Consider the following 26,213-nt stretch of genomic DNA (forward strand, 5'->3'; position numbering starts at 1 on the left):
TTAACTAACCGCCCCTCGATTAAACAGGCTTCAAGCCACAAAGTTAAACACACCCTAGCGCTTACTTTTAGTTTTTAAGTATTTATCACCAAATTGAAAAAAGCCTAAACTAATTACAATAATAGCAGCGCCAATTATTAGCTCTTTACTTAGTGGCTCGTTATTAAGCCACGCACCTAACCCTATTGCAAAGCTAGGTGTAATAAGTGTTGTTAACGCAACGGTGCTCGCGTTTAAGTTTTGTAAAACATGAAAATATGCCAATGCCCCTATTAACGACCCAAATAGTCCTAAATAACCAATTGCCCAAAGCGACCTTAAATTCCAGTTTTGTATATTAAGCTCACCATCAAGCACCCACCACGCAATAAAAAATAATGGCGTTACAAATACTAGTGCACCAAATGTTGTGGCCATAGGGTGAATTGCAATTTTCACCCGCTTTATCATCACACCGCTTAAGCTAAAAAAGCATACAGCCATAAATACATATACAAGCCCAAATCCCTGAGTTTGTGAGTTTTGTACTTGGTTATAGCTTACAAAATAAAGTCCGACTAACGCACTTGCTAAAGCAATGAGTTTTATAAAACTAAATTTAGGCTCGTTTAATAGCTGTTGAGCAAGCAATCCCGATAAAATAGGAGCTAATCCAAACATAAGTGAAATAATGCCAGAAGGCACTGTTCTAGCCGCCATATAACTCAATAACATGCCACCAAAAATACCAATGCTTGAGTAAGCATAGAGTAGGCAGGCTTGCTTACTCCACGGCACTCTTACATTAGTGACTGCAACGACAAGCGCACCAATAAATAGCCCAACGAGCATACGCATTAACACCGCTAGTGATGGCGAAACACTCTCACTACTCCACACTATACCCAGCGGAGTGGTGGACCATATAAGAACCATTAAAAAATACGAAACTTTAACAGGCACGTACCATTCCTTTGTTAGTTAAAAATAAGGCGAGTGGGTTTTGAGGGAAAAAGCCAGCCAAGCGTATTAATGCACTAGTTACAGTACACATAATTAACGGTCAGTTTAATCTTAAGATATAAACGCTCAATAACTAGTAATAGAATTATACGCTGTAAAGGGTTTATGAATAGATATTTAATCATATTAAAGATTAAATAATGCTTAAATATACAGCTGTAAAATGTAAGTTACATTTTATTTAATACCATTTATAACAAAACTATTTGAGTTTTACCGTTCTAGTTATATGGTGCGTGTAAATTAATAGTAATTAAGGTAATTAAGTGCTCAAAAATAAAACAACAGGTAGCATGTTAATTGTAGCTGGTACCACTATTGGTGCAGGTATGCTTGCTTTACCTATCGCTTCTGCTGGTTTAGGTTTTATGACTGCACTTGCACTCATTGTTGCAAGCTGGATATTAATGACTTACACCGCCTTGCTGATGCTAGAGCTACATCAGTTTGCCCCTCGTGATGCAACGTTAAATACACTTGCTAAACGCTGGCTTGGGAAGCGCGGTCAATACATTGCCAATTTTTCAATGGTGTTTTTATTTTATGCTTTATGTGCAGCTTATATCGCAGGCGGTGGTGCTCAGCTTCAAGAGCGAATCAACCTTGGATTTGAATTAGAAATTGCCCCCCAATTTGGCTCCGTTATTTTGGCGGTCATTATTGCAAGCGTGGTTACACTAGGGACTAGCAAGGTAGATAAATTTAATAGAATACTCTTTTCAATCAAGGTGATTGTTTTAGCTAGCCTATTTTATATGCTTACGCCCTATGTACAATCAAAGCACTTGCTCGAAATGCCTGTTGAGCAAGGGCTAATATTATCGGCAATTCCTGTGGTATTTACATCTTTTGGTTTTCACGGCTCTATCCCATCAATTGTTAAATACGTAGGTCTTGACGTAAAAGTTCTGCGTAAAGTGATGATTGCAGGCGCAGCATTACCCTTGTTCATTTACATATTTTGGCAACTATTAAGCCAAGGTATTATGAGCCAAAGCGATTTACTCAATAGTGAGGGCTTAAGTGGTTTTGTAGCCAGTGTTGCAGGTATTGCACATAATTCAAATGTATCTATAGCGGTGAAATTATTTGCTGATTTAGCGTTAGCGACTTCATTTTTAGGTGTAAGCCTAGGTTTATTTGATTTTTTTGCTGATGCATTTAAACAAGGAGATAACAACCAAGGCCGTGTTATAACAGCGCTTATTACATTTATTCCGCCTTTGGGATTTGCTCTTTTTTACCCGCAAGGCTTCATAATGGCCCTTGGCTATGCCGCCATTGCTTTAGTTGTACTGGCTGTATTTTTACCTGTTGCTATGGTTTATAAACAACGTGCCTCAACCAGTAGCAACACTGGTTATAAAGTACGCAGTGGTCGTACAGGGTTATTGATTGCAGCGTTATGTGGTGTGCTAATAATTACTGCGCAATTTATGCAAATGAGTGGGGTTATACCTGCAATTGGTTAAAGCTTGCTTTTGTAATACCAAAATTTAGTTAATAAAAAACCGCACACCATGATTAATGAAGTGCGGTTTTTTTTATATTAGCTACGTTTATTTACAAACGTCAGCAACTGCATTTGCAAAGTAATCAAGGTTTGCTTTGCTAACACCGGCTACGTTGACACGACTTGAGCCAACAATGTATATGCCGTACTCTTTTTGTAATCGCTCAATTTGCTCTTTATTAATACCCAAGAACGAAAACATACCGTGTTGACGTTCAATAAATGAAAAGTCTTGCGCTATGTCTTTTGATGCTAGGCTTTCTTTAATTAAACTACGAAGGCCATTAATACGCGTACGCATTTCATCAAGTTCAGCATGCCACATTTGCGTAAGCTCTGTACTGCTTAAAATAGTGTTAACAATATCAGCACCATGTGCCGGAGGCATTGAATAAATGCTACGTACCACACTTAACATTACTGAGTTTGACACATCAGCTGTCGCACTGTCTTTTGCAATTAATGAACATGCACCGATACGCTCACGATATAAACCAAAGTTTTTAGAGCACGATGAGCAAATAATTAACTCTTCAACGGCATCAGCTAAAATACGAAGTCCGCGTGCATCTTCTTCTAGTGAAGAGCCAAAGCCTTGGTAAGCTATATCTACTAATGGTGTAAAGCCAACTTCTTTAGCAAGCTCTGCTACTGTGTTCCACTGAGCTTCGTTTAAATCCATGCCACTTGGGTTATGACAGCATGCGTGTAATAGCACTACATCACCCTTTGGTACTTGCTTAAGGGTATTGATCATCTCATCAAATAGCAGGTCTTTATTCTCGTAGTCGTAGTACGGGTATTCTTTTACGGTTAAACCCGCAGCTTCAAATAAACTAATGTGGTTTGCCCAAGTAGGTGTAGTAACCCATACAGTTGCATCTGTATTACAACGCTTAATAAACTCAGCAGCAACACGAAGTGCACCTGTACCACCTGGTGCTTGTGCTGTACGCACGCGATTTGCTAATAATGCTTGGTGCTCACCAAGTAATAGCTGTTCCATTTTTTGACAGTAGTCTAAGTTACCTGCTAAGCCAATATAAGATTTGCTTGTTTCATTTTCTAAGCGAAATGCTTCTGCTTTCTTCACTGCGTTTAATACAGGTGTATTACCGTGCTCATCTTTATAAACACCCACACCTAAATCAATTTTATTAGGGTTTGTATCTTTTTTATAGGCCGCCATAAGGCCAAGAATAGGATCGGTTGGTAATGGTTTTAATACTGAGAACATGGGCTATCTCTTATCTATATTTATGGGTTAGCAATTAAGCTTAGCTTAACATAAAAGCACATCACGTTGACTAGTGTTATTTACACGAGTGAGTGAGGAATTTTAATACAACACGCAATTAAAATGGCCAAAACTTTGTCATCAAAAAAGTCATTATCAAATGCTTCAGCATCAATAATACCTACACACTCATTTTGGGCATTAAATAAAGGCAAACATACTTCAGATTTAACTTTAGGGTCACAGGTATAATACTCTCCACCTTGTGCTAGATACTTCTCTACATTATTAATAATGCGACCTTTTTGTGATAACGCCACTTGAACATTATTGCTTCCTGCAGCAAAGACCTCTGTAAGCGGAAATAGAGGGCGGCTAGGTACACCATGATAAGCAAGCTTTAAAAGTTGTTTACCTTCATCTGTGTCCGTTGATTGATAAATACCATACCAGTCAACACCGGTTTGCGCGTGTACATAGTTAACAATACTTTGCAGCTGTGCAAGCTTGGTATTGCTATCTTTATTTATAAAATCAGCAAGGTTAAAAGGCTCATCTTGCAAGTAACCAAATAAGCTACACGCCCCGCCTTCACCTAATTCAGGTATTTGATACTGCCAACGCGTTTCTGGTAAAGATGTATGCGCTAGATAGTGCTCAAGCTTTTCAAGCTCGGCTGAAATTAAGTTTGCATTAACGCGCAACTGCGCTTGCGTTAAATAAGAAGAAATCATTTGGCCATCCATACATCTAAGTTGCCAGAAATGATAGCATGGATATTTTCACAGAGCTAGATCAACTTATAGGACATTTCAACTTGGTTACCACTGGCGTTATATGTGACTTTTTCTGCAATTTCTTCAAGCAGTGAAAGACCACGCCCAAATTCATTATTGCCACTCATTTCATCATTTGATTGGCTACTGAACCCCCTCCCCGAATCACAAATGATAAAATACAAACTGAGTGTTTCTGGGCAGTAGCGTATATCAATAATGATCATGGCATCTTTTAACTCACTTATGGCTTTCTCACGCATTTCATAAAACTTAAAAAAACCGTCTTCTTGCAGCTTTATTGCGGAGTCTAATCCTAAAACACCATGATCAAGTGAATTGTTATAAGCTTCAGAAAGGAGTAAAAAAATGTTTGAGCGATGATCATTTAATCCCTCAATTCGGCTAAGAATATTGACAATATCGTAGACAGGATCGGTTTGCTTAATTTGCTTTGAATTAAGGCTTAATGACAAATTGAAGGCAAGCGTTGAAAAAGGCTCTCTCGGCTTTTCTTCCACCTGCAAAGGCAAACAGTTAAGCAAGACAATGCTTACATCATCTTGTTGTTGTAAGCCCTGCGCAAAATCACTCACATCAGCAATTATTTCTTCACAAGAGATCATGGGCTTACTTTTTAATGATGCTATAAAGCGTTCTTCAGCAAAAAACTCGTCCTGCTTATTAGTGGTTTCTGTTATGCCGTCGGTAGCAAAAACTAAACGTGTATCACTATTTACTTCAAAATGTATTAAATCGTACTCAAATTCATGTTTGTCTAATATACCCAATGCCATGTGTTGAGACTCTAATGTCTTTTCTATATTACCTTTAGTATTGATCAAATATGCATCGGGTAAGCCACCAAGCCACGCTGATATACTTTTTCCTGACGCACTGAGCTCCACAATGGTAGCCGCGCAAAACATATGCCCCGGTAACAGGTTGTAAAGAAGTGTATTTAGCTCAAAGGCAATATCATTAACGGCCTTACCTTTATTTACCATTGTATAAAATGCGCGAGAGACAGGTAGCGCACCTATAGCAGCTGCCAAGCCATGCCCAGTAAAGTCACCCAGCATGCAATACAAGTTACCAATGGGACTTTGTGCAACTAAAAACATGTCACCATTAAACATGGATGCTGGCGATAAATTAAAATCTAGATGTTGCTTAAAATCATCTTGATATTCGAGTGAATTATTAAATATGTGCTCAACTATTTCGTGTTCACGTTCAATTTGATTGTGGTGATACTCGAGCAGTTGCTTTTGCTGGTTGGCTTTTTTACTTAGCTCACGAGTTCTTCTATGAGCTTTAATTTTTGCGTGAAGAATAACTTTATCAAATGGCTTGTGGATAAAGTCATCCCCGCCAACTTCTAAACATTTTTCAAAACTTGCTTTGTCGTCTAACGAAGTAATAAAAATAATAGGTAAATAAACTTCACTGTATTTATTTTTTATTATTTTGGCTGTCTCAAAACCATCCATAACCGGCATTATTACATCGAGTAACACAATGTCTATGGCTTCATGCTCAAGGACTTTAATTGCTTCTTGGCCGTTGAAGGCCATCGATACTTGATAACCTTCATCTTTGAGCATTTGACTTAATAAAATACGGTTTAATGCCTGATCATCGACAATAAGAACGTGTGCTGCCATTAGCTAATATCAAATTTCTTATCGAAGCGCGATATTTGTAATATTTTTTTCAGCTGTGGCTGGCAATTAGTGATTTCAAACACAGTCACTTTATCTTCTAAAGTTTTTTTCATATTTAAAAGCATGCCTAGTGCAGAACTATCCATATAGTCAGTTTCTCTTAAATCTACAATCACTTTGTTAGTGCTACTGTCTATCTGAGCATAGGCTTGGCGAAAAGACTGCACTAAATTAAAGTCAAACTTTCCCTTTATTTGTATTGTTAGCGCTTTTCCATCGGCTGATGTACGGGTAGTTAAATTCATCGATTTCTCCGTTAAATGTATCTTTGACTAAATATAACCTGTTAAAAGTATTTAGCAAAAAGAAAAACACACAACAGCAAATTTGCTATCATTTACGCCATTACTTAATACATTTTGACTGAATAAGGTAAACCATGACAGATAGTCACTTAGTATATTCAACAAGCACTGGACGTATTGACCAGCCAAAACCAGAAAAAGAGCTTGATATTAAGCTTTTCAAAGATGGTTTTGTTCGTATTGAGCGTCAAACAAAAGGCCGTAAAGGTAAAGGCGTAATGCTTGTTGTTGGCATAGACCCCAAAGATCATGACTTAAAAAAGTTAGCTAAAACAATAAAAAGTAAAATGGGCCAAGGTGGCGCTGTAAAAGAAGGCGTTATAGAAGTCCAAGGCGATGACCGAGATAAGTTAAAAGCAATTTTAGAGGGCTTAAAGTTTAAAGTGAAAATTGCGGGTGGTTAACCCGCAATTATAAATCTACATTACTTTTTTAAATGGTACTTCACCCAGCTTTAAATATAAATCTGGTAAATCAGACTCAGGGATTGGGCGACTGTAATAATAACCTTGCACTATAAAACAGTTGTTGTTTTGTAAAAACTCAACTTGTTCTATGGTTTCTACCCCTTCAGCAACCACATCTAAATTAAGCTTTTGAGCCATTGCTATAATAGCGGCAGTAATCTCCATATCATTGCTATCTTCTGGGATATCTTGCACAAATGAACGATCTATTTTGAGTATATCTACCGGGAAGCGTTTTAAATAACTAAGCGAAGAATACCCCGTTCCAAAATCATCAATTGAGATAGAAATACCTAGTGCTTTTAGCTCATGAAGTTGAGCAATAGCAGCCTCTACGTTCCCCATCAACATGCTTTCAGTTAACTCTAAATGTAATCGTTTAGCCGATACGCCCGATGTAATAATCATCTTACTTAGGGTCGGCACAAGATTCGAATCTTTAAATTGGCGAGCAGATAAGTTAATCGATACGTTATTTTCACGGTTTTGCTCTGTTAATCTCACAACGAAATTACATGACTCCTGTAATACCCACTCACCTAATTCAACAATAAGTCCTGTCGCCTCAGCTATAGGAATAAACTTATCTGGCGGTATTAAACCTTCTGTTGGGTGGAACCATCTCAATAATGACTCGTATCCTACAACCTTTTGAGTACGGCTATCTATCTGCGGCTGATAAAAAACCACAAACTGATCTTCTTTTAACGCAATACGCAGCTCGTTTTCAATAAATAATCGCTCATTTGCGGCTGCATTTAGCTCTTGGCTATAAAAGTGGAACGTATTACGCCCTTTCTCTTTGGCCTCATACATTGCTAAATCCGCGTGCTTTAATAATTGATCTTCTTCGAGGCTGTCATATGGCGCCATAGTAATACCAATACTCGCGCTTATAATTACCTCGTTATTTCCTAGCATAATAGGCATATTAAGCGTTTGCTGGATTGTATTTGCCACATCGGTTGCGTGTTCTTGGCTTTCAATTCCACTGAGTAATACTGCAAACTCATCGCCGCCTAAACGTGCAATCGTATCTTCCGATCTTAGGCGCTTCTTCAGTCTATTCGCAACCTGTATTAATAATTGATCGCCTGCGTCATGTCCAAGGGTGTCATTAATTCGCTTAAATTCATCTAAATCAAAGTAAAAAAGTGAAAATGCATAATGACCACGTTCTGCAAGCGCAAGAGATTTGCGTAACTGCATTCTGAAGAAGGTTCTGTTTGCTAAACCTGTTAGCGTGTCAAAATAAGCGAGCTGTTCCATTTTGCGCTGGCTTTCTTTAACAAACGAGATATCTTGTGCGGAAGCAACATAACTTGTGATATTACCGCCTTCCTCTCGTATCGGTGAAACGCTCAATGAAACCCAAATAGGCTGTTTGTCTTTGCTTTCAATTAACGTATCACCGCGCCAATAGTTACGACTACGTAGGTCTATATCAATATCTTCAACCAAAATAGCCATATCAGACGCAATAATGTTTAAAAGTGGCGCTCGAGTGAAATGACTCTCTGGATAACCTGTCATCTCTAACATTTTGGGATTAACGTATTCGATAACAAAGTTCTCGTCAGTTATAACAACACCTGTGCCAGAGAAAGCGACTGCTTTTGATAATCGATTAGCTGCTTTTTCGGCTATTTCTTTTTCAGTTATTCGCTGGTTAAGTCCATCTATTAATTTACGAATTTCAACCGTCATATCTTTAAACGAACCGATAAGCGTACCAATTTCGTCTTTGTTCTCTTCTGGAAATTGAGTATCTAGTTTGCCCTGACCAAAGCTTGATACCGCATAAACAAGTGAATGCAATCGGCGTAACACAAGATGCTGCAAGGCTTGATGCAATAACAAGGCAACTAAAATAGCGTAAAGAATAAAAAGACCAAAAAACTTAAGTTTCAAATCTTGCAGAGCAGACAATGTAGAAGAACGCTTTTTATAAACCCCTATGTACCAATCTAGCTGATCAATTTTTTGAATATTGATTAAGTGTGCCTCGTCATTTTGTAAAAAAGAACTTGCATATTCTGGAAGCTTTGTCGCAATTGCCTCACTAATAATTGACTTGAGCTGAGGGTTTACAAACTCGTCCATAGCCACTTTTTTATTATTTTTTCCGTATTCAGCAAGTAATGAAGTACTCAAATCTGGGTGGGCTAATAATTGGCCTTTACTATCAAAAACAAGTTAAGTTTTTTCTTTGTCTCCTATAGGTAGAAAAGACACGAGTTTATTAAGCGTAATATCACTGCCTGTAACCCCTATAAATTCATTATTCGAATAAATAGGGACCAGTAAACTGATCACCCAATCATGCCATACTCTATCGTAGTAAACCTTTGACCATTCAGGTTCTACAGAGTTTCCTAAACTTTCGCGAACATACTTATAAGTTGAACCACCGCTTACTCGAAAATCAGCAGGAGCATTTAACGCCCAATTAGGTGGCGATATTCTGATAAAGTCATCATTGGTTATAAGGTAAAAATTGTAGAAGTCATAAACTAATGTTGGTGAGATAACATCCCATAGTGCTTCAGAGTTATTAAATAACTGTTTGTAAAAAGGTGTGAACTTTTCTTGTGGTAAAAACGCGGCAGATAAACCATCCGATGAAGCGCTTCGAATAGTGCCATCACTATTAAACTGTAATTGTGCTTTACTGGTTAGATCAATTGGGGAGTTTTTTTGAAATAACTGCTCATTAACTATGTTGTTAGCTTGCTTAGCAATGTTAACTTTTGTTTCTATTCGTTCTTTAAATTGCCTTACTAATAAATCGGTCGAGCTTTTTAGTACTTCGTGCTCTTCAAAAACCAGCTGCTTTTCCTCAGATTTAAGCATAAAAAAAGCAGCACAAACACCCGCAATTAAACAAATTGAGGATATGAGTAACGACAATTTCACACTTAAAGAGTTTATTCCAAAACGCGATGGAGGGCGTCTATATAGCACAAGCCAACCTTAATTATTAATAGTTGTTATTATTTAGCTGTTAATGAAATATACCAGATTCAAATTCATTATTATAAATTTTTTGTAAACTTTATAAAAAAATTACAAAAGTTGAAATAATCAATACTTAAGCACTATCTTAGTAAAGTATGTTATTGACATTACCCCTAACTCTCCATACATTAACTGCATGAACATATTTTATTCTCGCATTATTTTTTCTTTTTTTAGCTTCTTTAAATAAAAGAGGCTGGCCTGTTTGTGAGATAAATCAATCGAATAGTAAAGCCTCCCAACCGGGAGGCTTTTTTGTATATGCTGCATTTACGCAGATGACTTTTGGAATGAGGAACCCCAAAATGACCAACGATGTATTAAACACATTAAGACATGATATAAATGAAATAGACTCTGACTTACTCGTACTCCTAGCTAAACGGCGCCGTATTAGTCATGGTGTTGTTGAATATAAAATTGCAAATAACAAGCCTATTCGTGATGAAGCCCGTGAACTAGCACTACTAGAAAAATTAATTGGTTATGGCAAGTCGCTTGGCTTAGATGCGTATTATGTAAACAATGTTTTTCAAACAATTCTAGAAGACTCCGTATTACACCAGCAAGCAATGCTGCAAAAAAACCTAAACCCTGATGCATTAAGCGAAACACACCGTGTTACTTATTTAGGTGGGCAAGGCTCATATAGCCAACTTGCTTGCCATAAGTACTTTAGCCGTCGCCCCGGCAAACTCGTTGAAATTGGATGTTCATCGTTTGAAGAAATCACCTCCAAGGTAGAAAGCGGGCAAGCAGACTTTGGATTACTTCCTATTGAAAATACCAGCTCAGGCAGTATTAACGAAGTATTTGATTTACTACAACACGCACAAGTATCTATTGTTGGTGAAGTGACACACAGTGTTGAGCATTGCTTATTAGCTAAACCTGATACACAACTTGAACAGCTCACAAAAGTATTTGCTCATCCACAACCCTTCGCACAATGTAGCCGCTTTTTACAAGGGTTAGGGGATTTGCAGCATGAAACATGTGACTCAACATCTTCAGCGCTTCAATCTGCGCTCAGCACACCAAATAGTGCTGCAATTGGCTCCGCTCAAGCTGGTAAAAATGTAGGCCTTGAAGTTATTAAATCAAACTTAGCTAATCAAAGCGAAAACCACAGCCGCTTTATAGTCGTAGCGCGTAAGCCTTTGCATGTGTCGAATCAAATACCAACGAAGACCAGCTTGATCATGTCGACCAAACAACAAGCCGGCTCACTTGCTGATGCACTGATGATTTTCAAGCAACACAAAATAAACTTGGTAAAACTGGAATCACGCCCTACCCCAGGCAACCCGTGGGAAGAAGTATTTTATGTTGATTTAGAAGCAAACTTGGCTGATACCCAAGTAAAAGAAGCGCTAGAGGAACTTAAAGAACATACCCAATATGTGCGTATATTAGGTTGCTATCAAAGTGAAACATTACAAGCTGTTAGTGTGAATACTTAAATATAGGCTATTCAAAAGGGGGCAAAAAATGTGCCCCCTTTACATTTATTTGATGTAAAACTAGTCGAGTACCTTAGCGTCATTCGCTTTATTAAGTAAACTGCGGCTTTGTGTTAAAAAATGCGCAGTTGAGTCTGAAAAATATGATTTAGCATCTGCAAATGCCTCCATTAAGGCTGCTTTATCACCTACCCTAAGCTTTTCAAGCGTTTGTGCAAAGGTATCTTGGTATTGAGCTAACAAATTTTCAACGTCATCAAACTGAGCCAACATTATATCGGAATAAAGCTCAGGTGATTGCGCAAACAAACGCCCTACCATCATTAGCTCTAATTGATATATCGGCGACGAGCAACTTCGTAACTCTGCTAAAGTATGGCTTTGCTTTGCTAAAAACTGCCCATAAACAAACGTTGTTAAATGTCGCATTACCTGAATTATTTGCATGGCTTCATCGTGTTTTTTAGCATCTAGCTCTACAAGCTGACACCCCCACACTTGTAACTGCTCTAATAGCCCTTTTGCCGCCTTATGCTCTCTGCCCTCACATACAACTACCGTTTGTTTTACCCAATGTGAAATATCAGGCCCAAACATAGGGTGTAAACCAACAACTGGACCACTATGAGCTGCTTTTAATGCTTTAATTGGCGATTGCTTTACTGATGTAATATCTACGAGCAAACAGTCATCATCTAGTTTTGGTAGTTTAGCAACTACAGACTCTAAGGCATTAATAGGTACACTGATCATGACCAGTTTTGCACCGGTTAAAATGCTTTGGGCATCATCTTGCTGCTCTTTATCTAATATTTTGACGTCATAACCTGAGCGCATAAATTGTTGGGCAAATAACTGCCCCATCGCCCCTTGACCGCCCACAATAACAATAGGTGAAAGTGATGGCGCTGCACACGCTAACTTAGCCTGTTGGTTTTGATATGCTTCACGCATCATCCGCCTGAGAATATCTTCAACTAGATCGGGACTTACATTTTGATTAATCGCTTCTTGGCGCCTAGCAGCTAGTAATTCAGCTTCACGCTCTGGTGCATGTAAAGGCGCACCTGTTTGCTGTTTGATTTCACCAATTTTTTGGGTAATACCATTGCGTTTAGCTAATAAGGCAACAAGCTGCGCATCGCATTCATCTATACCTTGTCTTAGTTGGGCCAAATCACTTATATTTGCCACGTCCAATCCCACCTTGAAAAAATCAAATTTCGTAAATTTATATTTACATAAAAGTAAACTAATCAATACGATAAATACTAACAGGATACGTTAGACGTTAAAAGGGCTGATCGCATATAGCAAGGTTAAAACCAAGGGTGAATTTATGTTATCAGTCAGATTATGGGCAACATCTCAGAAGCTTTTGTAGGGAATGATCAATGAGTCTTTAGTTTTTTGTAGTGAGCTAAATATCGATAACCTCATAGCGTAGGAACAGTAAAACGTTTTAAACCGAAGCTGCAGTTCATAAAAAAAGAAACGTTTTTTGAGTCAATCTATTTCAAATACCTAATATTGCCTGCGCCACTTAACATTACAATAAAAATCTAGACCGCTTAAAAACGAAAACGGGTTGCAATCCGAAGACTGCAACCCGTTTTTTGCGTTGATAAACAGCGCGTATTAGTTAAGTTTTTCTCTAATACGTGCAGATTTACCAGAACGCTCACGTAAGTAGTAAAGCTTAGCACGGCGAACTGCACCGCGACGCTTAACTGTTACGCTATCGATAAGAGGGCTGTGCGTTTGGAATACACGCTCAACACCTTCACCGTTCGAGATTTTACGAACTGTGAATGCTGAGTGAAGACCACGATTACGCTTAGCGATTACAACACCTTCAAAGGCCTGTAGACGCTCTTTAGCACCTTCTTTTACTTTTACCTGTACAACCACTGTATCACCAGGGCCAAATGCAGGTACGTCTGTTTTAAGCTGCTCTTCTTCAAGCGCTTTAATAATATTTTGGTTTACTTTTGCCATTATGTTTCTCACTTTCCTAGGTGTAACTGTCTTCTAGCCACAAGCTTTTTGGTACTCTTGCTGAAATTCTGCGAGTAATACCGCTTGCTCCTCAGTCAGAGCTAGGTTATGCAACAAGTCAGGACGTCGTATCCAAGTTCTGCCTAATGACTGCTTAAGCCGCCACCTTGCTATCGCTTGGTGATTACCACTGAGTAATACAGCAGGAACTTGTTTGTCGTCCAATGTTTCTGGTCGTGTGTAGTGAGGGCAATCTAGCAAGCCATCCGAAAATGAATCTTGCTCTGCTGATTGGTTATGACCTAACACGCCAGGCACCAATCGCGCTACTGCGTCAATTAATGTCATGGCAGGTAGTTCACCACCACTCAAAATAAAATCACCAATTGACCATTCTTCGTCAACGTATGACTCTATTATTCTCTCATCTATACCTTCATATCGACCGGCAATCAAAATCAGTTTGTCAGAGTTAGCGAGTTCGCTAGCCCCTTGCTGATCAAGTTTGCGCCCTTGTGGGGACATATAAATTACTTTAGCACCATCACCTGCCGCTTTTTTAGCGTCAAGAATAGCTTTTTCCAATGGTTTAACCATCATTAACATACCTGGTCCGCCCCCGTAAGGACGATCATCTACAGTTCTGTGCTTATCTAAAGCATAGTCACGTGGATTCCAGCAGTTAAAATTAATTAACCCATTTTTTACTGCGCGACCAGTAACCCCTTGTTGGGTAATTGCGTCAAACATGTCCGGGAAAAGGCTTATCACCCCAACCCACAATGAACTAGTTTGAGTCATTAAAACCCAGGATCCCAGTCTACGGTAATTTCTTTTACGTCGTATTTAACATCTTTGATAACTGAATCAGTTAAAAAAGGTATTAAACGCTCCGATTGACCAAATGCATCTTTACTGTTTGCTTTCACAACCAGTACATCATTTGACCCTGTCTCCATCAAGTCATCAACAGTGCCTAAGTTATAACCTTTATCAGTTACAACCGACATGCCAATGAGATCTCGCCAATAGAACTCACCTTGCGGTAGTTCTGGTAATTGCGTTGCATCCATTGAGATTTCTGCATGGGTATAAGCCATTGCTTCGTCTCGATCGTTTACTTGCGCAAATTTAGCGATAAAGCCTTTGTTGTGGCGACGCCAGTCGACCACTTCTAAGGACTGCCATTTACCTTGTTGCCCTATCAACCACGGGCTGAAATCGAAGATCCCTGCGGGATCATCAGTAAATGAATGTACCTTAAGCCAGCCCTTTATACCATAAGGGGCGCCGAGCTTTCCTACGACAATTATTGATGAGGTGTTCTCTTGACTCATGGTTACACTTACGCCTATTAAGCCGCTTTACGAGCGTCTTTAACTAATTTAGCTACACGATCTGAAAGACCTGCGCCTTGACCTACCCAGTGATCTACACGAGATAAATCTAAGCGAAGTTTTTCTTCCTGACCCGAAGCGATTGGGTTAAAGAAACCAACTTTCTCGATGAAGCGACCGTCACGCGAGAAACGGCTATCCGCAACCACAATTTGATAGAAAGGGCGTTTTTTAGCGCCACCACGTTGCAAACGAATAGTTACCATACCGTCCTCTAAATAGATTGACTGTTTTCATTAATAAGATTTACTCCCCAGTATGGGGAGCCGGTGAATTGTACGAGTTTTTAGCAATAACGCAAGTAAGAAGTGAAGCAAAAAGCCAGTTTAGTAGGTTAAACCGTGATCTAGGCTAAAAATTAGAGTTAATGCAGTACAGAGTGCATAAATTATTCAACAAAAAAGGAGCAATTTGCTCCTTTTTTGTATGCGTTGTGATTAATTAAAGTGCAACGCTTACTAAAAATCTAAAATTTTGGACCGCCGCCGCCCATCATGCCCGGTGGCAACATGCCTTTCATACCGCGCATCATTTTTTGCATACCGCCTTTACCTTTCATTTTTTTCATCATTTTTTGCATCTGCGTAAATTGTTTAAGCAACTTATTGATCTCTTGTACCTGTGTACCAGAACCTGCTGCAATACGTTTTTTACGCGACCCTTTAATGATTTCTGGACGAGCTCGCTCCTGTTTTGTCATAGAGCTGATGATAGCCTCCATTTGAATAAAGGTTTTATCACCCATCTGACCTTTTACCGCGTCAGGTAAATTAGACATGCCAGGGAGTTTATCAAGCATCGACATCATGCCGCCCATATTTTTCATTTGCTTTAACTGGTCAGCAAAGTCATCCAGCGTAAAGCCTGCGCCTTTAAATACTTTTTCGGCAACTTTAGCAGCTTGCTCTTTATCCACTTTCATTTCGACTTCTTCGATTAATGAAAGTACATCACCCATGCCTAAAATTCGCGATGCTATTCGGTCAGGGTGGAAAGGTTCAAGTGCGTCTGTACGTTCACCCACACCCATAAACTTAATGGGTTTACCTGTAATATGACGAATAGATAAAGCAGCACCGCCTCGGGCGTCACCATCTGTTTTAGTTAATATCACACCAGTAAGTGGCAGAGCTTCATCAAATGCTTTTGCAGTATTTGCCGCATCTTGACCCGTCATAGCATCAACAACAAATAATGTTTCAATTGGGTTGATAGCTGAATGAAGATCTTTAATTTCATCCATCATGTCGCTATCCACATGCAAGCGACCCGCAGTATCAACTAATACAACATCAATAAATTTCTTTTTAGCGTGTGTAATAGCCGCAGTAGCAATATCAACAGGCTTTTGTGAAATATCACTTGGAAAGAAATCTACATCAACTTCTGTGGCTAACGTTTCAAGCTGTTTTATTGCTGCAGGACGATAAACATCGGCACTAACAACAAGCACTGATTTTTTCTTGCGCTCTTTTAAAAACTTAGCAAGTTTACCAACACTGGTCGTTTTACCGGCACCTTGCAAACCAGCCATCATAACAACTGCTGGCGGTTGTGCGTTTAAGCTCAGCTCTTCGTTTGCTTCGCCCATCGCTTTTTCAAGCTCTTCACGCACAATTTTTACAAACACTTGCCCAGGCGTTAAGCTTTTAGTTACCTCAACACCCACTGCACGTTCTTTAACTTGCTTTACAAAATCGCGAACAACTGGCAAAGCCACATCGGCTTCCAAAAAGGCCATGCGCACTTCGCGAAGAGTATCTTTTATGTTGTCTTCTGTTAGGCGGCCACGGCCACTGATATTTTTTAAGGTTTTACCTAATCGTTCTTGGAGATTCTCAAACATGTATCGGTTCCGATAAAACGTTATACCAATTTAATTACTCAGCCGATTTAGCTACTAGCTCGACTAATGACATTGATATTATTAAATTTGAATTAAAAACAGTATACCGTAAATAGTGGTGGACAATACAGTGTTCAAGTGCAGTGAATTAAGTTTCTTTTTTAAGGTCTATTCATTTGCGTTGCTATAAAATACAATACGTTTGTACTTGCAAGGATTTTTTGACTCAAATTAAGTGGCCCAAGCAAAATGCTGATCATCAGTTTAACTATTATCACCAGTTTATTTTATGTGTTAGCGACGTCACACGTGCTTTCACGGCTTTTTCATAAACAAGGCCCAAACCAAAAAGTAACTGTTATCTTGAGTACCGTCGCTATATTGGCGCATATGTTGTTATTGGTGAACTCGGTGTTTCGTTCTGACGGTCAAGATCTAAGCATTGTAAATGTCGCACTGCTAACCTGTTGGGTTATTGTTGTGTCTGTAACAGCTGTCTCCTTAAAATTTCCAGCCACTTTATTATTGCCCGTAGTGTATGGCTTTGCAGCGCTTTTATCTGTTGCAAGCTTATTTATACCCCATCATATATTGCTGCAAAGTATAGATGTTGAGCTTGGTTTGGTTGCCCATATATCACTTTCCCTACTCGCTTACTGTATCTTAATTATTGCAACCTTATACGGCGTGCAATTTTACTTTATAGATAAACGCCTTAAGCGCAAAGATCTCGCCATTGTGCATAGCCATTTACCTCCATTGATGGTTGTTGAGCGCCAGCTTTATCAACTGCTTAATCTTGGTACTGCGCTGCTTACAATTGCACTCGTGTGCGGGTTTGTATTCCTCGATGGCATGTTTGCCAAAGAGTTTATTCATAAAACCATACTTTCGTTGGTGGCATGGGCTATTTTTGTTGTAGTCGCTCTTGGCCATATTAAACAAGGTTGGCGTGGTAAACCTGTGGTAATTACCATCATGGTTGCAGCATTTGTCCTCACATTAGCTTATTTTGGCAGCCGTTTTGTACAAGAAGTCGTACTAAACAAGTTTTAACTTGACTCTAGTTGCTCACTCTAGCTTAATACGCATTGATTTATAAAAAAAGGATCCATCGTTGGACGACATATCGACAAGTACCCTGTTTATCACGTTAGGATTATTGGTACTTTTTTCTGCTTATTTTTCTGGTTCTGAAACTGGGATTATGTCAATCAATCGTATACGCCTGCGACATCTTGCAAAGCAAGATCACCGTGCAGCTAAACGAGTCAGTAAATTACTTAGCCGTCCCGATAGGCTTATTGGCCTCATTTTAATTGGTAACAACCTAGTAAATATAGCCGCAGCTCAAGTTGCCACTATTATAGGTATCCGCTTATACGGTGATTTAGGTATCGCAATAGCAACTGGTGTACTTACCTTGGTTGTGCTTATATTCGCTGAAGTAACACCTAAAACACTCGCAGCCCTTTACCCTGAAAAAGTAGCCTTTCCAAGCTCAGTGATACTTAAAGGCTTGCTGAAAATCATGTTTCCGTTTGTTGTAGTTGTTAACTGGCTAACTAACGGCATATTACGTTTATTTGGTATTAGTGCAGCTCAAATCGATGAGCACAGCATGAGCAAAGAAGAATTAAAAACAGTCGTGAACGAATCAGGTGCTTTATTACCTGCTCGTCACCAAAGCATGCTGACTTCTATCTTAGATCTAGAACAAGTTACTGTTGAAGATATTATGATTCCACGTAACGAAATTGTGGCGATTGATATAAACGACGATTGGAAAGTAATTAGCCGCCAGCTAACACATGCACAACATACACGTGTTTTGTTGTATCGCGATAATATTGATGATGCTGTCGGTTTTATTCACTCACGTGATGCGCTGCGACTTTTAACAAAAGAGCAATTTGACAAACCGTCACTATTGCGTGCAGTTCGCGAAATTTACTTTATCCCCGAAGGCACATCGTTAAATACACAACTATTTAAGTTTCAACAATCAAAAGAGCGAATTGGTATAGTTGTTGATGAATACGGCGATATTCAAGGCCTAGTAACCCTTGAAGACATTTTAGAAGAGGTGGTGGGCGATTTCACGACCACTCAAACACGTACGCCAAGTGAAGAAGTGACAACACAACCTGATGGTTCGTTTATTGTAGATGGTGGCGCAAACGTCCGTGACTTAAATAAAGAAATGGAATGGGACTTTCCTCTTGATGGCCCTAAAACATTAAGCGGCTTAATTGTTGAATATTTAGAAGATATTCCTGACGCAAATATCAGTTTACGTATTGCGGGATACCCATTAGAAGTACTCGAAGTAAAAGAAAACATGATTAAACAGGTTAAAATACAACCTAAAAAACGTACTCGTCAATAACAAATAAGGAGCCATAAGGCTCCTTATTTACGCTGTTGTGCGATTAAGTAAATAATCGCTCCAACCAGCCTTTATCAAGCTCATCTTCACATCGCTTTAATTGCGTGCCATAACGACTTGCTCTATTTTTTACTTTGTTGGCTACGCTCATTAACCATTTTTTCTTCTTATATGTGCCACGTTTATACCCGCCCCAGCCTTCATGATAATTAAGATATTGAGCGTAAGCATCCCATTTTGAAATGCCGTTTACTTTATGCGTTTTATAAACAAACCACGCCATAAAGTCGATTGCATCATCAAAGTCATCCCTATCTGCTCCGCTGTTACCTGTTTCACGAACGTAATCAGCCCAAGTAGGCGTTTTAGCTTGTGAATAACCGTAGGCTGAGCTTGCTCTACCTGTTGGTATAATCCATAAAAAATATTCCATAGGCGGAGCTGCATCGTGCTTAAACGAACTTTCTTGATACATCATGCTCATGAGTACATGTTTAGGAGAGCCCCACTTGTCTTGCGCGTCTTTTGCATCAAAATACCAATCAGGCTTTTCTTCAAAAATTTTACAAAGATCATTTGGCTGTTTAGGTGGCGCTGTAGCACACCCGGCAAGGGAAAAAGCGAGAGTGAGAGATAAAATAAGTGCTTTTTTGTTCATTTTTTGTGTTCTCACTGAACTTTTATAAGAAGTGTCGGTCGTAATGATTAATGCAGCCGTATAGCATTGTTTCATCCCTGAATATTATTTACGCAGCCATATTAGGCTGCGTTTTTTTTGCGTGTATGTTGGCTATCAGTTTTTATGAAAATACTCATCTAAAAACGCTGTAAACGACTGCGCATCTGCATTTTCTATATTACGCTGCGCTTCATTTGACTGCTCAACTTGCTGCTCGAGCCACGGCTTTAAAAACTCACTGTAATCTGTGTCTATGTGGCTTTGCTTATACTTATTTGCTAAGTCTAAGGCAAAGTGACCATTGTCTAAACCTGACTCTTTTAGTTTTGCTACATATCGTCCAGAGTAAGTAAGCGAAGGATCATTAACCCACGTGCTCATTCGCTCAATTGTTTCAGAGTAATAACTTACGCCGTAAGCTTTATCCATCCACTTTGCAACATCAGTCAATTGAGCAAATATTTCATTCCCCCAAGATTGCAGGCTACGCGGAGTATTATTATCGTTGAGCATCAACCCTTGCTCTCTCCCCTGATTTACAACCGCATCTAAATTTTCAGTACTGCGAGCCTGTTCTTTCCAATCCATGTTTGGTGAATCTTTTAATAAGCAATACGTTAAAAATACATCTAAAAAGTGAATTTGCTCTATATCGATACCCACTTCACTAAATGGGTTTACGTCTAATGCACGAATTTCAACATATTCTATACCCGCTCTCAATAGTGCATCTGTTGGCGTCTCACCACTATTCGCATTACGTTTAGGGCGAATTGGCGAATAAAATTCATTTTCTATTTGCAGAATATTTTTATTTAACTGTTTTGGCTGTTCGCTAGTGTAGTCGTCAATGTCGCTGTATATATCTGATGGCGTATTGATGGCCTTTTTCAAACCAGCAACATATTCATCAAGCGAGTTATACATGACACGCAAGGACGATTGTGCGCTGTTTGTGTAACCTAAGTTACCTAAACGCAGTGCAGTGCCGACCTCTAAGTACAAGGTACCTTTACCTAACTTTTTAAACGGTAAATCTGTTTTACGACCTTGCAAAAATGAGTTACACAGGGCCGGCGATGCGCCAAACATATAACTAATAAGCCACAGCTCGCGTTTGAAGTTTCTTATCAGCGATAAATAACCATCAGATATAAAATCCTGCAAGCTCGTATTACTTTGCTTTAACGAGTGCAGAGACTTCCAAAGTGACTCTGGAAAAGAGATATTAAAATGCACGCCAGCAATAGCCTGCATCATACTGCCGTATCGATTTTTTAACCCTTCACGGTAAAGCGTTTTCATTTTACCTATATTCGAGCTACCAAACTGAGCAAGTACGATATCGTCTTGGTGGTTGATGAAGCACGGCATACTGATAGGCCAAAGCAGTTCGTCACCCATATTTTCAAGCGTGAACTTTTGAAGATCGCGCAGTTGCTTTAATGTTTGCGTTGATGACTCGCTAACCGGTGTAATAAATTCAAGTAAAGATTCAGAAAAGTCAGTCGTTATATGGCCATTGGTTAGTGCACTCCCTACCCCTTTAGGATGACCTGTAGGAGATATAGCACCGTTGCTTTGTATTCTTAGCGACTCTCGTTCAATGCCACGTTTAATGCCTTTAATTGCGTTTTGGTGTTCACCAGTCGATAACGCGTTAAGCGCATTTGTTAGATCTTGTGTTGTCAAAAATATTTCCTCGGGCCACGTGGCGTAATCATACGGTTATGGGGGCTAATTACCGATTACTCAAGATTAAATTGTTAAGAACCATTTAGTTTTTTCAATTAGTCTTAAAATCCCTAATTTGAGCATACGCTTGATTTAACTATTTTCGTAAAATTATGTTGTAATCTTGCCATTGCTATTTACTTTATACAATTGCTTTACGAAGGTATTTACTAATAACACGGTATGCAATGAAGCATTAAACCAATGCGGATAGGAGATCTGTTATTTCGATTAAAGAATTCAATTTTATTTCGCTGACGTTATTAACCACAGAAATCTTGATATAGATCAATAAAGCATTCAATTCATCGTCAATATAAACATAATCGAGCTTTAATTTTGCTTTGTGTAAATAACTGAATATACTTCAGTTAATTAAAAAGGATGATAGTGAATGCAATGCACAGTAATAAAACATTAATTAATGAAGAAGTTCATTTTGATGAGTCACAAGAGCTTGTTTCAACAACCGATTTACGCGGTGTTATTACCTACGCTAATACAGAATTTTGTACAGTTGCTGGTTACTCAATACAAGAGCTTGTTGGCAAAAACCATAATATAGTTCGCCACCCAGATATGCCTAAAGCAGCGTTCAAAGAAATGTGGGAAACATTAAAACAAGGTCACTCTTGGCGCGGCATGGTAAAAAATCGCTGTAAAGATGGCCGTTACTATTGGGTTGACGCTTTTGTTACGCCAATTTTTGAACATGGCCAGCTGGTTGGCTACCAATCAGTAAGAACAAAACCGAGTCAAGCACTCAAAAATAAAGCGCAAAGCTTATACAACACCCTTAATGCTAATAAATCATTGTTCAGTATTCGCGAACAAACTGGAGTTAGGCAGAGTATCACCATAGCGTGTGTGTTACTTTGGTTAATAAGCTCTTTAGTATTTGCTCCAATAGCCATTGCTTTACTTAATGTTATTGTTTGTATATTAGTAATCGCCCTAAATTACGATGAGCTTGTTGCAACCCCTAAAATATTGCGCGAGCATAAAGCTAAATCGGACTCTGTTTCTCGCTATATATACAGCGGTACCACAGCCCACAGCGTTAGTGACTTCAAAGAACAACTGCTAAATGCCAAGTTGCGTACTGTACTTGGGCGAATGAAAGATTCAACTCTTAATTTTAATAGTATTGCGACTAATTTAGACAAACAATCAACACTTACAGAGCAAGGAATTGCTTCTCAGGGTGAGCGCTTGGAACAGATTGCATCTGCGATGACTCAAATGGGATCGACCATTGGCGAAATTTCAGTAAACACAGCTGAAACGGCAGATAAAGTAAACGCAACGCATAGCAGTTGCTCTGAAATCAAAATACACATTGCTGATAATAGTAATATGATTTCTGAACTAGCAGTGCAAGTTGAGCATGCAGCAACCACCGCAAGTAGCTTGGCCTCAGAAGCTGATAAGATTGGTCAAGTAATGAGTGAAATAGAAGGCATTGCAGATCAAACAAACTTACTTGCACTTAACGCAGCAATAGAAGCAGCTAGAGCGGGTGAGCATGGCAGAGGGTTTGCTGTCGTTGCCGATGAAGTAAGAACTTTATCGTCTCGTACACAAAGTGCTACAACACAAATTCACAGCTCAATAAAAGAAATACAAGATACTTTATTTAGCTGGTCAAAAGTGATGCAAGACACAAAAGAGCAAGCCGATAATTGCGTAAGCACTACAGAAAAAACGCAAGTGGAACTAGAAGGTATCTTTGCTCAAATTAGTGAAATATCGCATTTAGCCATTCAAATATCGTCTGCAGCAGAAGAGCAACAAATGGTGAGCAACGATATCAGCAACAATGTGACTGATATTAAAGCCTTTGGCGATAACAATTTGAGTTTAAGCTTTGAAGTAGCTAAAGGTGCAGCAGAACTGGTTGAAGGCTCACGAAAAGTAAATGACTTGCTATTAACTTTTAAAGTATAAACATTATAGGTTAAAAAACCGCTTAGTTTCAGGAGATAGGCAACTAAGCGGTTTTTATAATTATTTACCGGCTAGTAAATACTAACCCATCACTGCCAGCATCAATAACAATGACACATCCCGGAATATAATCACCATTAAGTAACTTTTGCGCCAACGGATTTTCAATTGTTTGTTGAATGGCCCGCTTTAATGGACGTGCGCCGTATACAGGATCAAACCCACTTGCAGCAATAGTATCGAGCGCCGCATCGCTAATTTCTAGTAAGTACCCCATCTCAGTTAAACGTTCACGTAACTTCATTAACTGAATATCAGCAATCTCTTTAATGTGCTGATTCGCTAGCGGATGAAATACCACTGTTTCGTCAATGCGGTTTATAAACTCAGGTCTGAATTCACTGATCAATACATCCATTACTTTTGATTTTAGTATTGCGTAATCATTATTACCCGCCTGCTCTTGAATAATATCTGAACCTAAATTTGAGGTCATGATGATTACGGTATTTTTAAAATCAACAGTACGCCCTTGTCCGTCGGTTAACCTACCATCATCAAGTACTTGTAATAAAATATTAAACACGTCAGGGTGTGCTTTTTCTATTTCATCAAGCAATATGACCGAATATGGCTTACGGCGAACAGCTTCTGTTAAGTAGCCCCCTTCTTCATACCCTACGTACCCAGGAGGCGCACCTACTAAACGGGCAACAGAATGTTTTTCCATAAACTCAGACATATCAATGCGCACCATGGCATCTTCTGTGTCAAACATAAACCCAGCAAGGGCTTTAGTAAGCTCTGTTTTACCTACGCCTGTTGGCCCTAAAAACAAAAATGAGCCAATCGGTCGGTTTGGATCAGCAAGCCCAGCTCGGGAGCGACGAATAGCGTTAGACACCGCAACAACTGCCTCGTCTTGCCCTATTACTTTACTGTGCAATCTATCTTCCATTTGCAGTAGTTTTTCACGTTCACCTTGCAACATGCGTGACACTGGAATACCAGTCCAACGAGAGAGTATCTCTGCAATTTCATCTTCGCCTACTTGGTTTTTAAGCAGTGTCATGTCTTGCATTTCGGCTTGTGACGCTAAGTCTAATTTGCGTTCAAGTTCGGGTATACGACCATATTGCAACTCAGACATGCGCTGTAAATCACTTGCTCTGCGAGCAACGTCTAAGTCGAGCCGAGCTTGCTCAAGCTCAGCTTTAATTACTTGCGTACCTTGCAGTGATGCTTTTTCTGCATTCCAAATTTCATCGAGTTCGCGGTATTGGCCGTCAAGATCGGTTATAAGCTCTTGCATTTCACTGCGGCGTTTTTGACTTGCCTCATCTTTTTCTTTAGCGAGAGCATTATCTTCAAGTTTTAACTGAATAATGCGGCGTTCAAGCTTGTCCAATGACTCAGGCTTCGAATCAATTTGCAAACGAATAGAAGAACCTGCTTCATCAATTAAATCTATTGCTTTATCGGGAAGCTGGCGGTCGCTAATATAACGATGCGATAACTGCGCGGCAGCAACAATTGCAGGGTCGGTGATTTCAACTGAGTGATGCAGTTCGTAACGTTCTTTTAAACCACGCAATATTGCAATAGTGTCTTCAACTGAAGGCTCTTCGATTAATACTTTTTGAAAACGGCGCTCAAGGGCTGCATCTTTTTCTATGTATTTACGGTATTCGTCTAGTGTGGTTGCGCCTACACAATGCAGCTCGCCACGTGCGAGCGCTGGCTTAAGCATATTGCCTGCATCCATTGCGCCATCGCTTTTACCTGCACCTACAATGGTATGAATTTCATCAATAAATAAAATGACTTGGCCTTCTTCTTTAGCCAACTCGTTTAAAACCGATTTTAAACGCTCTTCAAATTCACCTCTAAATTTAGCACCAGCAACCAAGGCTCCTAAATCAAGTGACAATACACGTTTATTTTTTAATCCCTCTGGTACTTCACCATTAATAATACGCTGCGCTAAGCCTTCTGCTATGGCGGTTTTACCCACTCCAGGCTCGCCAATAAGTACCGGGTTGTTTTTAGTTCTGCGCTGTAATACCTGAATGGTACGGCGTATTTCGTCGTCTCGACCTATAACGGGGTCAAGCTTGCCTTGCTCTGCACGCTCGGTTAAATCAATCGTATATTTTTCTAAAGCTTGGCGCGTTTCTTCCGCATTCGGATCATCAACTTTTTGACCCCCACGGATTGCTTTTATGGCGCTTTCTATTTTTGTTGCAGTGATATTAAGCGATCTCAAAATATCCCCAAGCGGGCCTTTGTCATCGCACGCAGCAAGAACAAATAACTCACTAGAAATAAATTTATCTTTGCGCTTTTGAGCGTACTTATCACATAAATTTATAAGCGTAGCCATATTATTAGATAACTGTACATCGCCCCCAACGCCTTCAACTTTGAATAGCTTTTCTATTTCTTGGGATAACTTTGTATTAAGCTCGTCTGCACTTACACCTGTTTGAGCAAACAAGGCACGAACGCTTGAACCACTCTGTTGGAGGAGTGCATACATTAGGTGAACGGGTTCAATAAATTGATGATCGCGGCCAAGGGCAAGTGATTGCGCATCAGAAAGCGCAGATTGAAATTTACTTGTAAATCTATCTAAACGCATGAGGGGTTACCTATTAAAAAATCTAATTGATTAATAAATGGGTATGTTGCACGATTTGTTCAAGGTACGAAAGA

General features: G+C 39.3%; 20 protein-coding genes and 1 pseudogene. 6 read left to right on the plus strand and 15 right to left on the minus strand.

All coding sequences use genetic code 11. The features are described from left to right. Positions 1-54: 54 nt before the first annotated feature. Positions 55-942, minus strand: a complete 888-nt coding sequence (locus P20480_RS02155) for a DMT family transporter (RefSeq protein WP_033025852.1) — start codon at positions 940-942, stop codon at positions 55-57. 326 nt (positions 943-1,268) lie between these two features. Between P20480_RS02155 and P20480_RS02150 the strand changes: the two genes are divergently transcribed. Then, positions 1,269-2,474, plus strand: coding sequence for an aromatic amino acid transport family protein (locus P20480_RS02150; RefSeq protein WP_008132517.1), 1,206 nt, complete (start codon positions 1,269-1,271; stop codon positions 2,472-2,474). 87 nt (positions 2,475-2,561) lie between these two features. Here the strand turns inward: P20480_RS02150 and P20480_RS02145 are convergent, their stop codons facing one another. The 4 genes from P20480_RS02145 to P20480_RS02130 all read right to left on the minus strand — a co-directional run bounded on the left by P20480_RS02145 (position 2,562) and on the right by P20480_RS02130 (position 6,500). Continuing rightward, positions 2,562-3,752, minus strand: coding sequence for an amino acid aminotransferase (locus tag P20480_RS02145; protein WP_006794684.1), 1,191 nt, complete (start codon positions 3,750-3,752; stop codon positions 2,562-2,564). 80 nt (positions 3,753-3,832) lie between these two features. Beyond that, positions 3,833-4,486, minus strand: coding sequence for a GAF domain-containing protein (locus P20480_RS02140; RefSeq protein ID WP_008132520.1), 654 nt, complete (start codon positions 4,484-4,486; stop codon positions 3,833-3,835). Between the two features lie 56 nt (positions 4,487-4,542). After that, positions 4,543-6,195: a fused response regulator/phosphatase gene (locus P20480_RS02135; protein ID WP_008132521.1), complete on the minus strand. Its 1,653-nt coding sequence runs from the start codon at positions 6,193-6,195 to the stop codon at positions 4,543-4,545. Further along, the gene (locus tag P20480_RS02130; RefSeq protein ID WP_006794681.1) at positions 6,195-6,500 is read right to left on the minus strand and encodes an STAS domain-containing protein; all 306 of its coding nucleotides are present in this window, start codon (positions 6,498-6,500) and stop codon (positions 6,195-6,197) included. Before P20480_RS02130 ends, P20480_RS02135 begins: the two co-directional genes overlap by 1 nt. A 134-nt stretch (positions 6,501-6,634) precedes the next feature. Here P20480_RS02130 and P20480_RS02125 point away from each other — a divergent pair, with 134 nt between their 5' ends. Further along, positions 6,635-6,964: an SUI1 family translation initiation factor gene (locus P20480_RS02125; RefSeq protein WP_006794680.1), complete on the plus strand. Its 330-nt coding sequence runs from the start codon at positions 6,635-6,637 to the stop codon at positions 6,962-6,964. A 15-nt stretch (positions 6,965-6,979) separates the two neighbouring features. Here the strand turns inward: P20480_RS02125 and P20480_RS18765 are convergent. Then, positions 6,980-9,991 (minus strand): annotated as a pseudogene (locus tag P20480_RS18765) (bifunctional diguanylate cyclase/phosphodiesterase). Positions 9,992-10,350: 359 nt separating this feature from the next. Here P20480_RS18765 and P20480_RS02120 point away from each other — a divergent pair. Further along, the gene (locus tag P20480_RS02120) at positions 10,351-11,508 is read left to right on the plus strand and encodes a chorismate mutase (RefSeq protein ID WP_008132528.1); all 1,158 of its coding nucleotides are present in this window, start codon (positions 10,351-10,353) and stop codon (positions 11,506-11,508) included. A 60-nt stretch (positions 11,509-11,568) separates the two neighbouring features. Here the strand turns inward: P20480_RS02120 and tyrA are convergent, their stop codons facing one another. The 6 genes from tyrA to ffh form a co-directional block, all read right to left on the minus strand. Next, on the minus strand, positions 11,569-12,702 hold the full coding sequence (gene tyrA / locus P20480_RS02115; protein WP_008132529.1) for a bifunctional chorismate mutase/prephenate dehydrogenase: 1,134 nt from the start codon (positions 12,700-12,702) through the stop codon (positions 11,569-11,571). 444 nt (positions 12,703-13,146) lie between these two features. Next, positions 13,147-13,506 carry a 50S ribosomal protein L19 gene (gene rplS / locus P20480_RS02110; protein ID WP_008132530.1) on the minus strand — a complete coding sequence of 120 codons (360 nt, stop codon included), beginning with the start codon at positions 13,504-13,506 and terminating at the stop codon, positions 13,147-13,149. A gap of 33 nt (positions 13,507-13,539) precedes the next feature. Further along, positions 13,540-14,307 carry a tRNA (guanosine(37)-N1)-methyltransferase TrmD gene (gene trmD, locus P20480_RS02105; RefSeq protein WP_033019178.1) on the minus strand — a complete coding sequence of 256 codons (768 nt, stop codon included), beginning with the start codon at positions 14,305-14,307 and terminating at the stop codon, positions 13,540-13,542. After that, positions 14,307-14,843, minus strand: coding sequence for a ribosome maturation factor RimM (gene rimM, locus P20480_RS02100; protein WP_006792802.1), 537 nt, complete (start codon positions 14,841-14,843; stop codon positions 14,307-14,309). The genes trmD and rimM overlap by 1 nt, the downstream gene beginning before the upstream one ends. Positions 14,844-14,860: 17 nt before the next feature. Continuing rightward, complete coding sequence (gene rpsP / locus P20480_RS02095; RefSeq protein ID WP_006792801.1) at positions 14,861-15,109, minus strand: 30S ribosomal protein S16; 249 nt, start codon at positions 15,107-15,109, stop codon at positions 14,861-14,863. A gap of 260 nt (positions 15,110-15,369) precedes the next feature. Further along, complete coding sequence (gene ffh / locus P20480_RS02090; protein ID WP_006792800.1) at positions 15,370-16,749, minus strand: signal recognition particle protein; 1,380 nt, start codon at positions 16,747-16,749, stop codon at positions 15,370-15,372. 249 nt (positions 16,750-16,998) lie between these two features. On the opposite strand from ffh, the gene P20480_RS02085 reads away from it, so the two are divergent. Both P20480_RS02085 and P20480_RS02080 read left to right on the plus strand, forming a co-directional pair. Then, positions 16,999-17,805, plus strand: coding sequence for a cytochrome C assembly family protein (locus tag P20480_RS02085; protein WP_006792799.1), 807 nt, complete (start codon positions 16,999-17,001; stop codon positions 17,803-17,805). 61 nt (positions 17,806-17,866) lie between these two features. Then, positions 17,867-19,138, plus strand: a complete 1,272-nt coding sequence (locus P20480_RS02080) for an HlyC/CorC family transporter (RefSeq protein WP_008132535.1) — start codon at positions 17,867-17,869, stop codon at positions 19,136-19,138. 43 nt (positions 19,139-19,181) lie between these two features. Here P20480_RS02080 and P20480_RS02075 read toward each other — a convergent pair whose 3' ends face one another. Together P20480_RS02075 and gshA are read right to left on the minus strand one after the other, a co-directional pair. Beyond that, a complete protein-coding gene (locus P20480_RS02075) occupies positions 19,182-19,796 on the minus strand; it encodes a transglycosylase SLT domain-containing protein (RefSeq protein WP_008132536.1) in 615 nt (204 codons plus the stop codon). A gap of 135 nt (positions 19,797-19,931) precedes the next feature. Then, positions 19,932-21,509, minus strand: coding sequence for a glutamate--cysteine ligase (gshA, locus tag P20480_RS02070; RefSeq protein ID WP_008132537.1), 1,578 nt, complete (start codon positions 21,507-21,509; stop codon positions 19,932-19,934). A gap of 441 nt (positions 21,510-21,950) precedes the next feature. Between gshA and P20480_RS02065 the strand changes: the two genes are divergently transcribed. Further along, a complete protein-coding gene (locus tag P20480_RS02065) occupies positions 21,951-23,498 on the plus strand; it encodes a methyl-accepting chemotaxis protein (RefSeq protein ID WP_033025867.1) in 1,548 nt (515 codons plus the stop codon). Between the two features lie 64 nt (positions 23,499-23,562). Here P20480_RS02065 and clpB read toward each other — a convergent pair whose 3' ends face one another. Then, entirely contained in the window at positions 23,563-26,139 is a 2,577-nt protein-coding gene (gene clpB / locus P20480_RS02060) for an ATP-dependent chaperone ClpB (RefSeq protein ID WP_008132539.1), read from the minus strand. Between the last annotated feature and the right edge of the window lie 74 nt (positions 26,140-26,213).

Origin of the sequence: Pseudoalteromonas sp. BSi20480 (genome assembly GCF_000241365.1) — a bacterium.
Lineage (GTDB): Bacteria > Pseudomonadota > Gammaproteobacteria > Enterobacterales > Alteromonadaceae > Pseudoalteromonas > Pseudoalteromonas marina.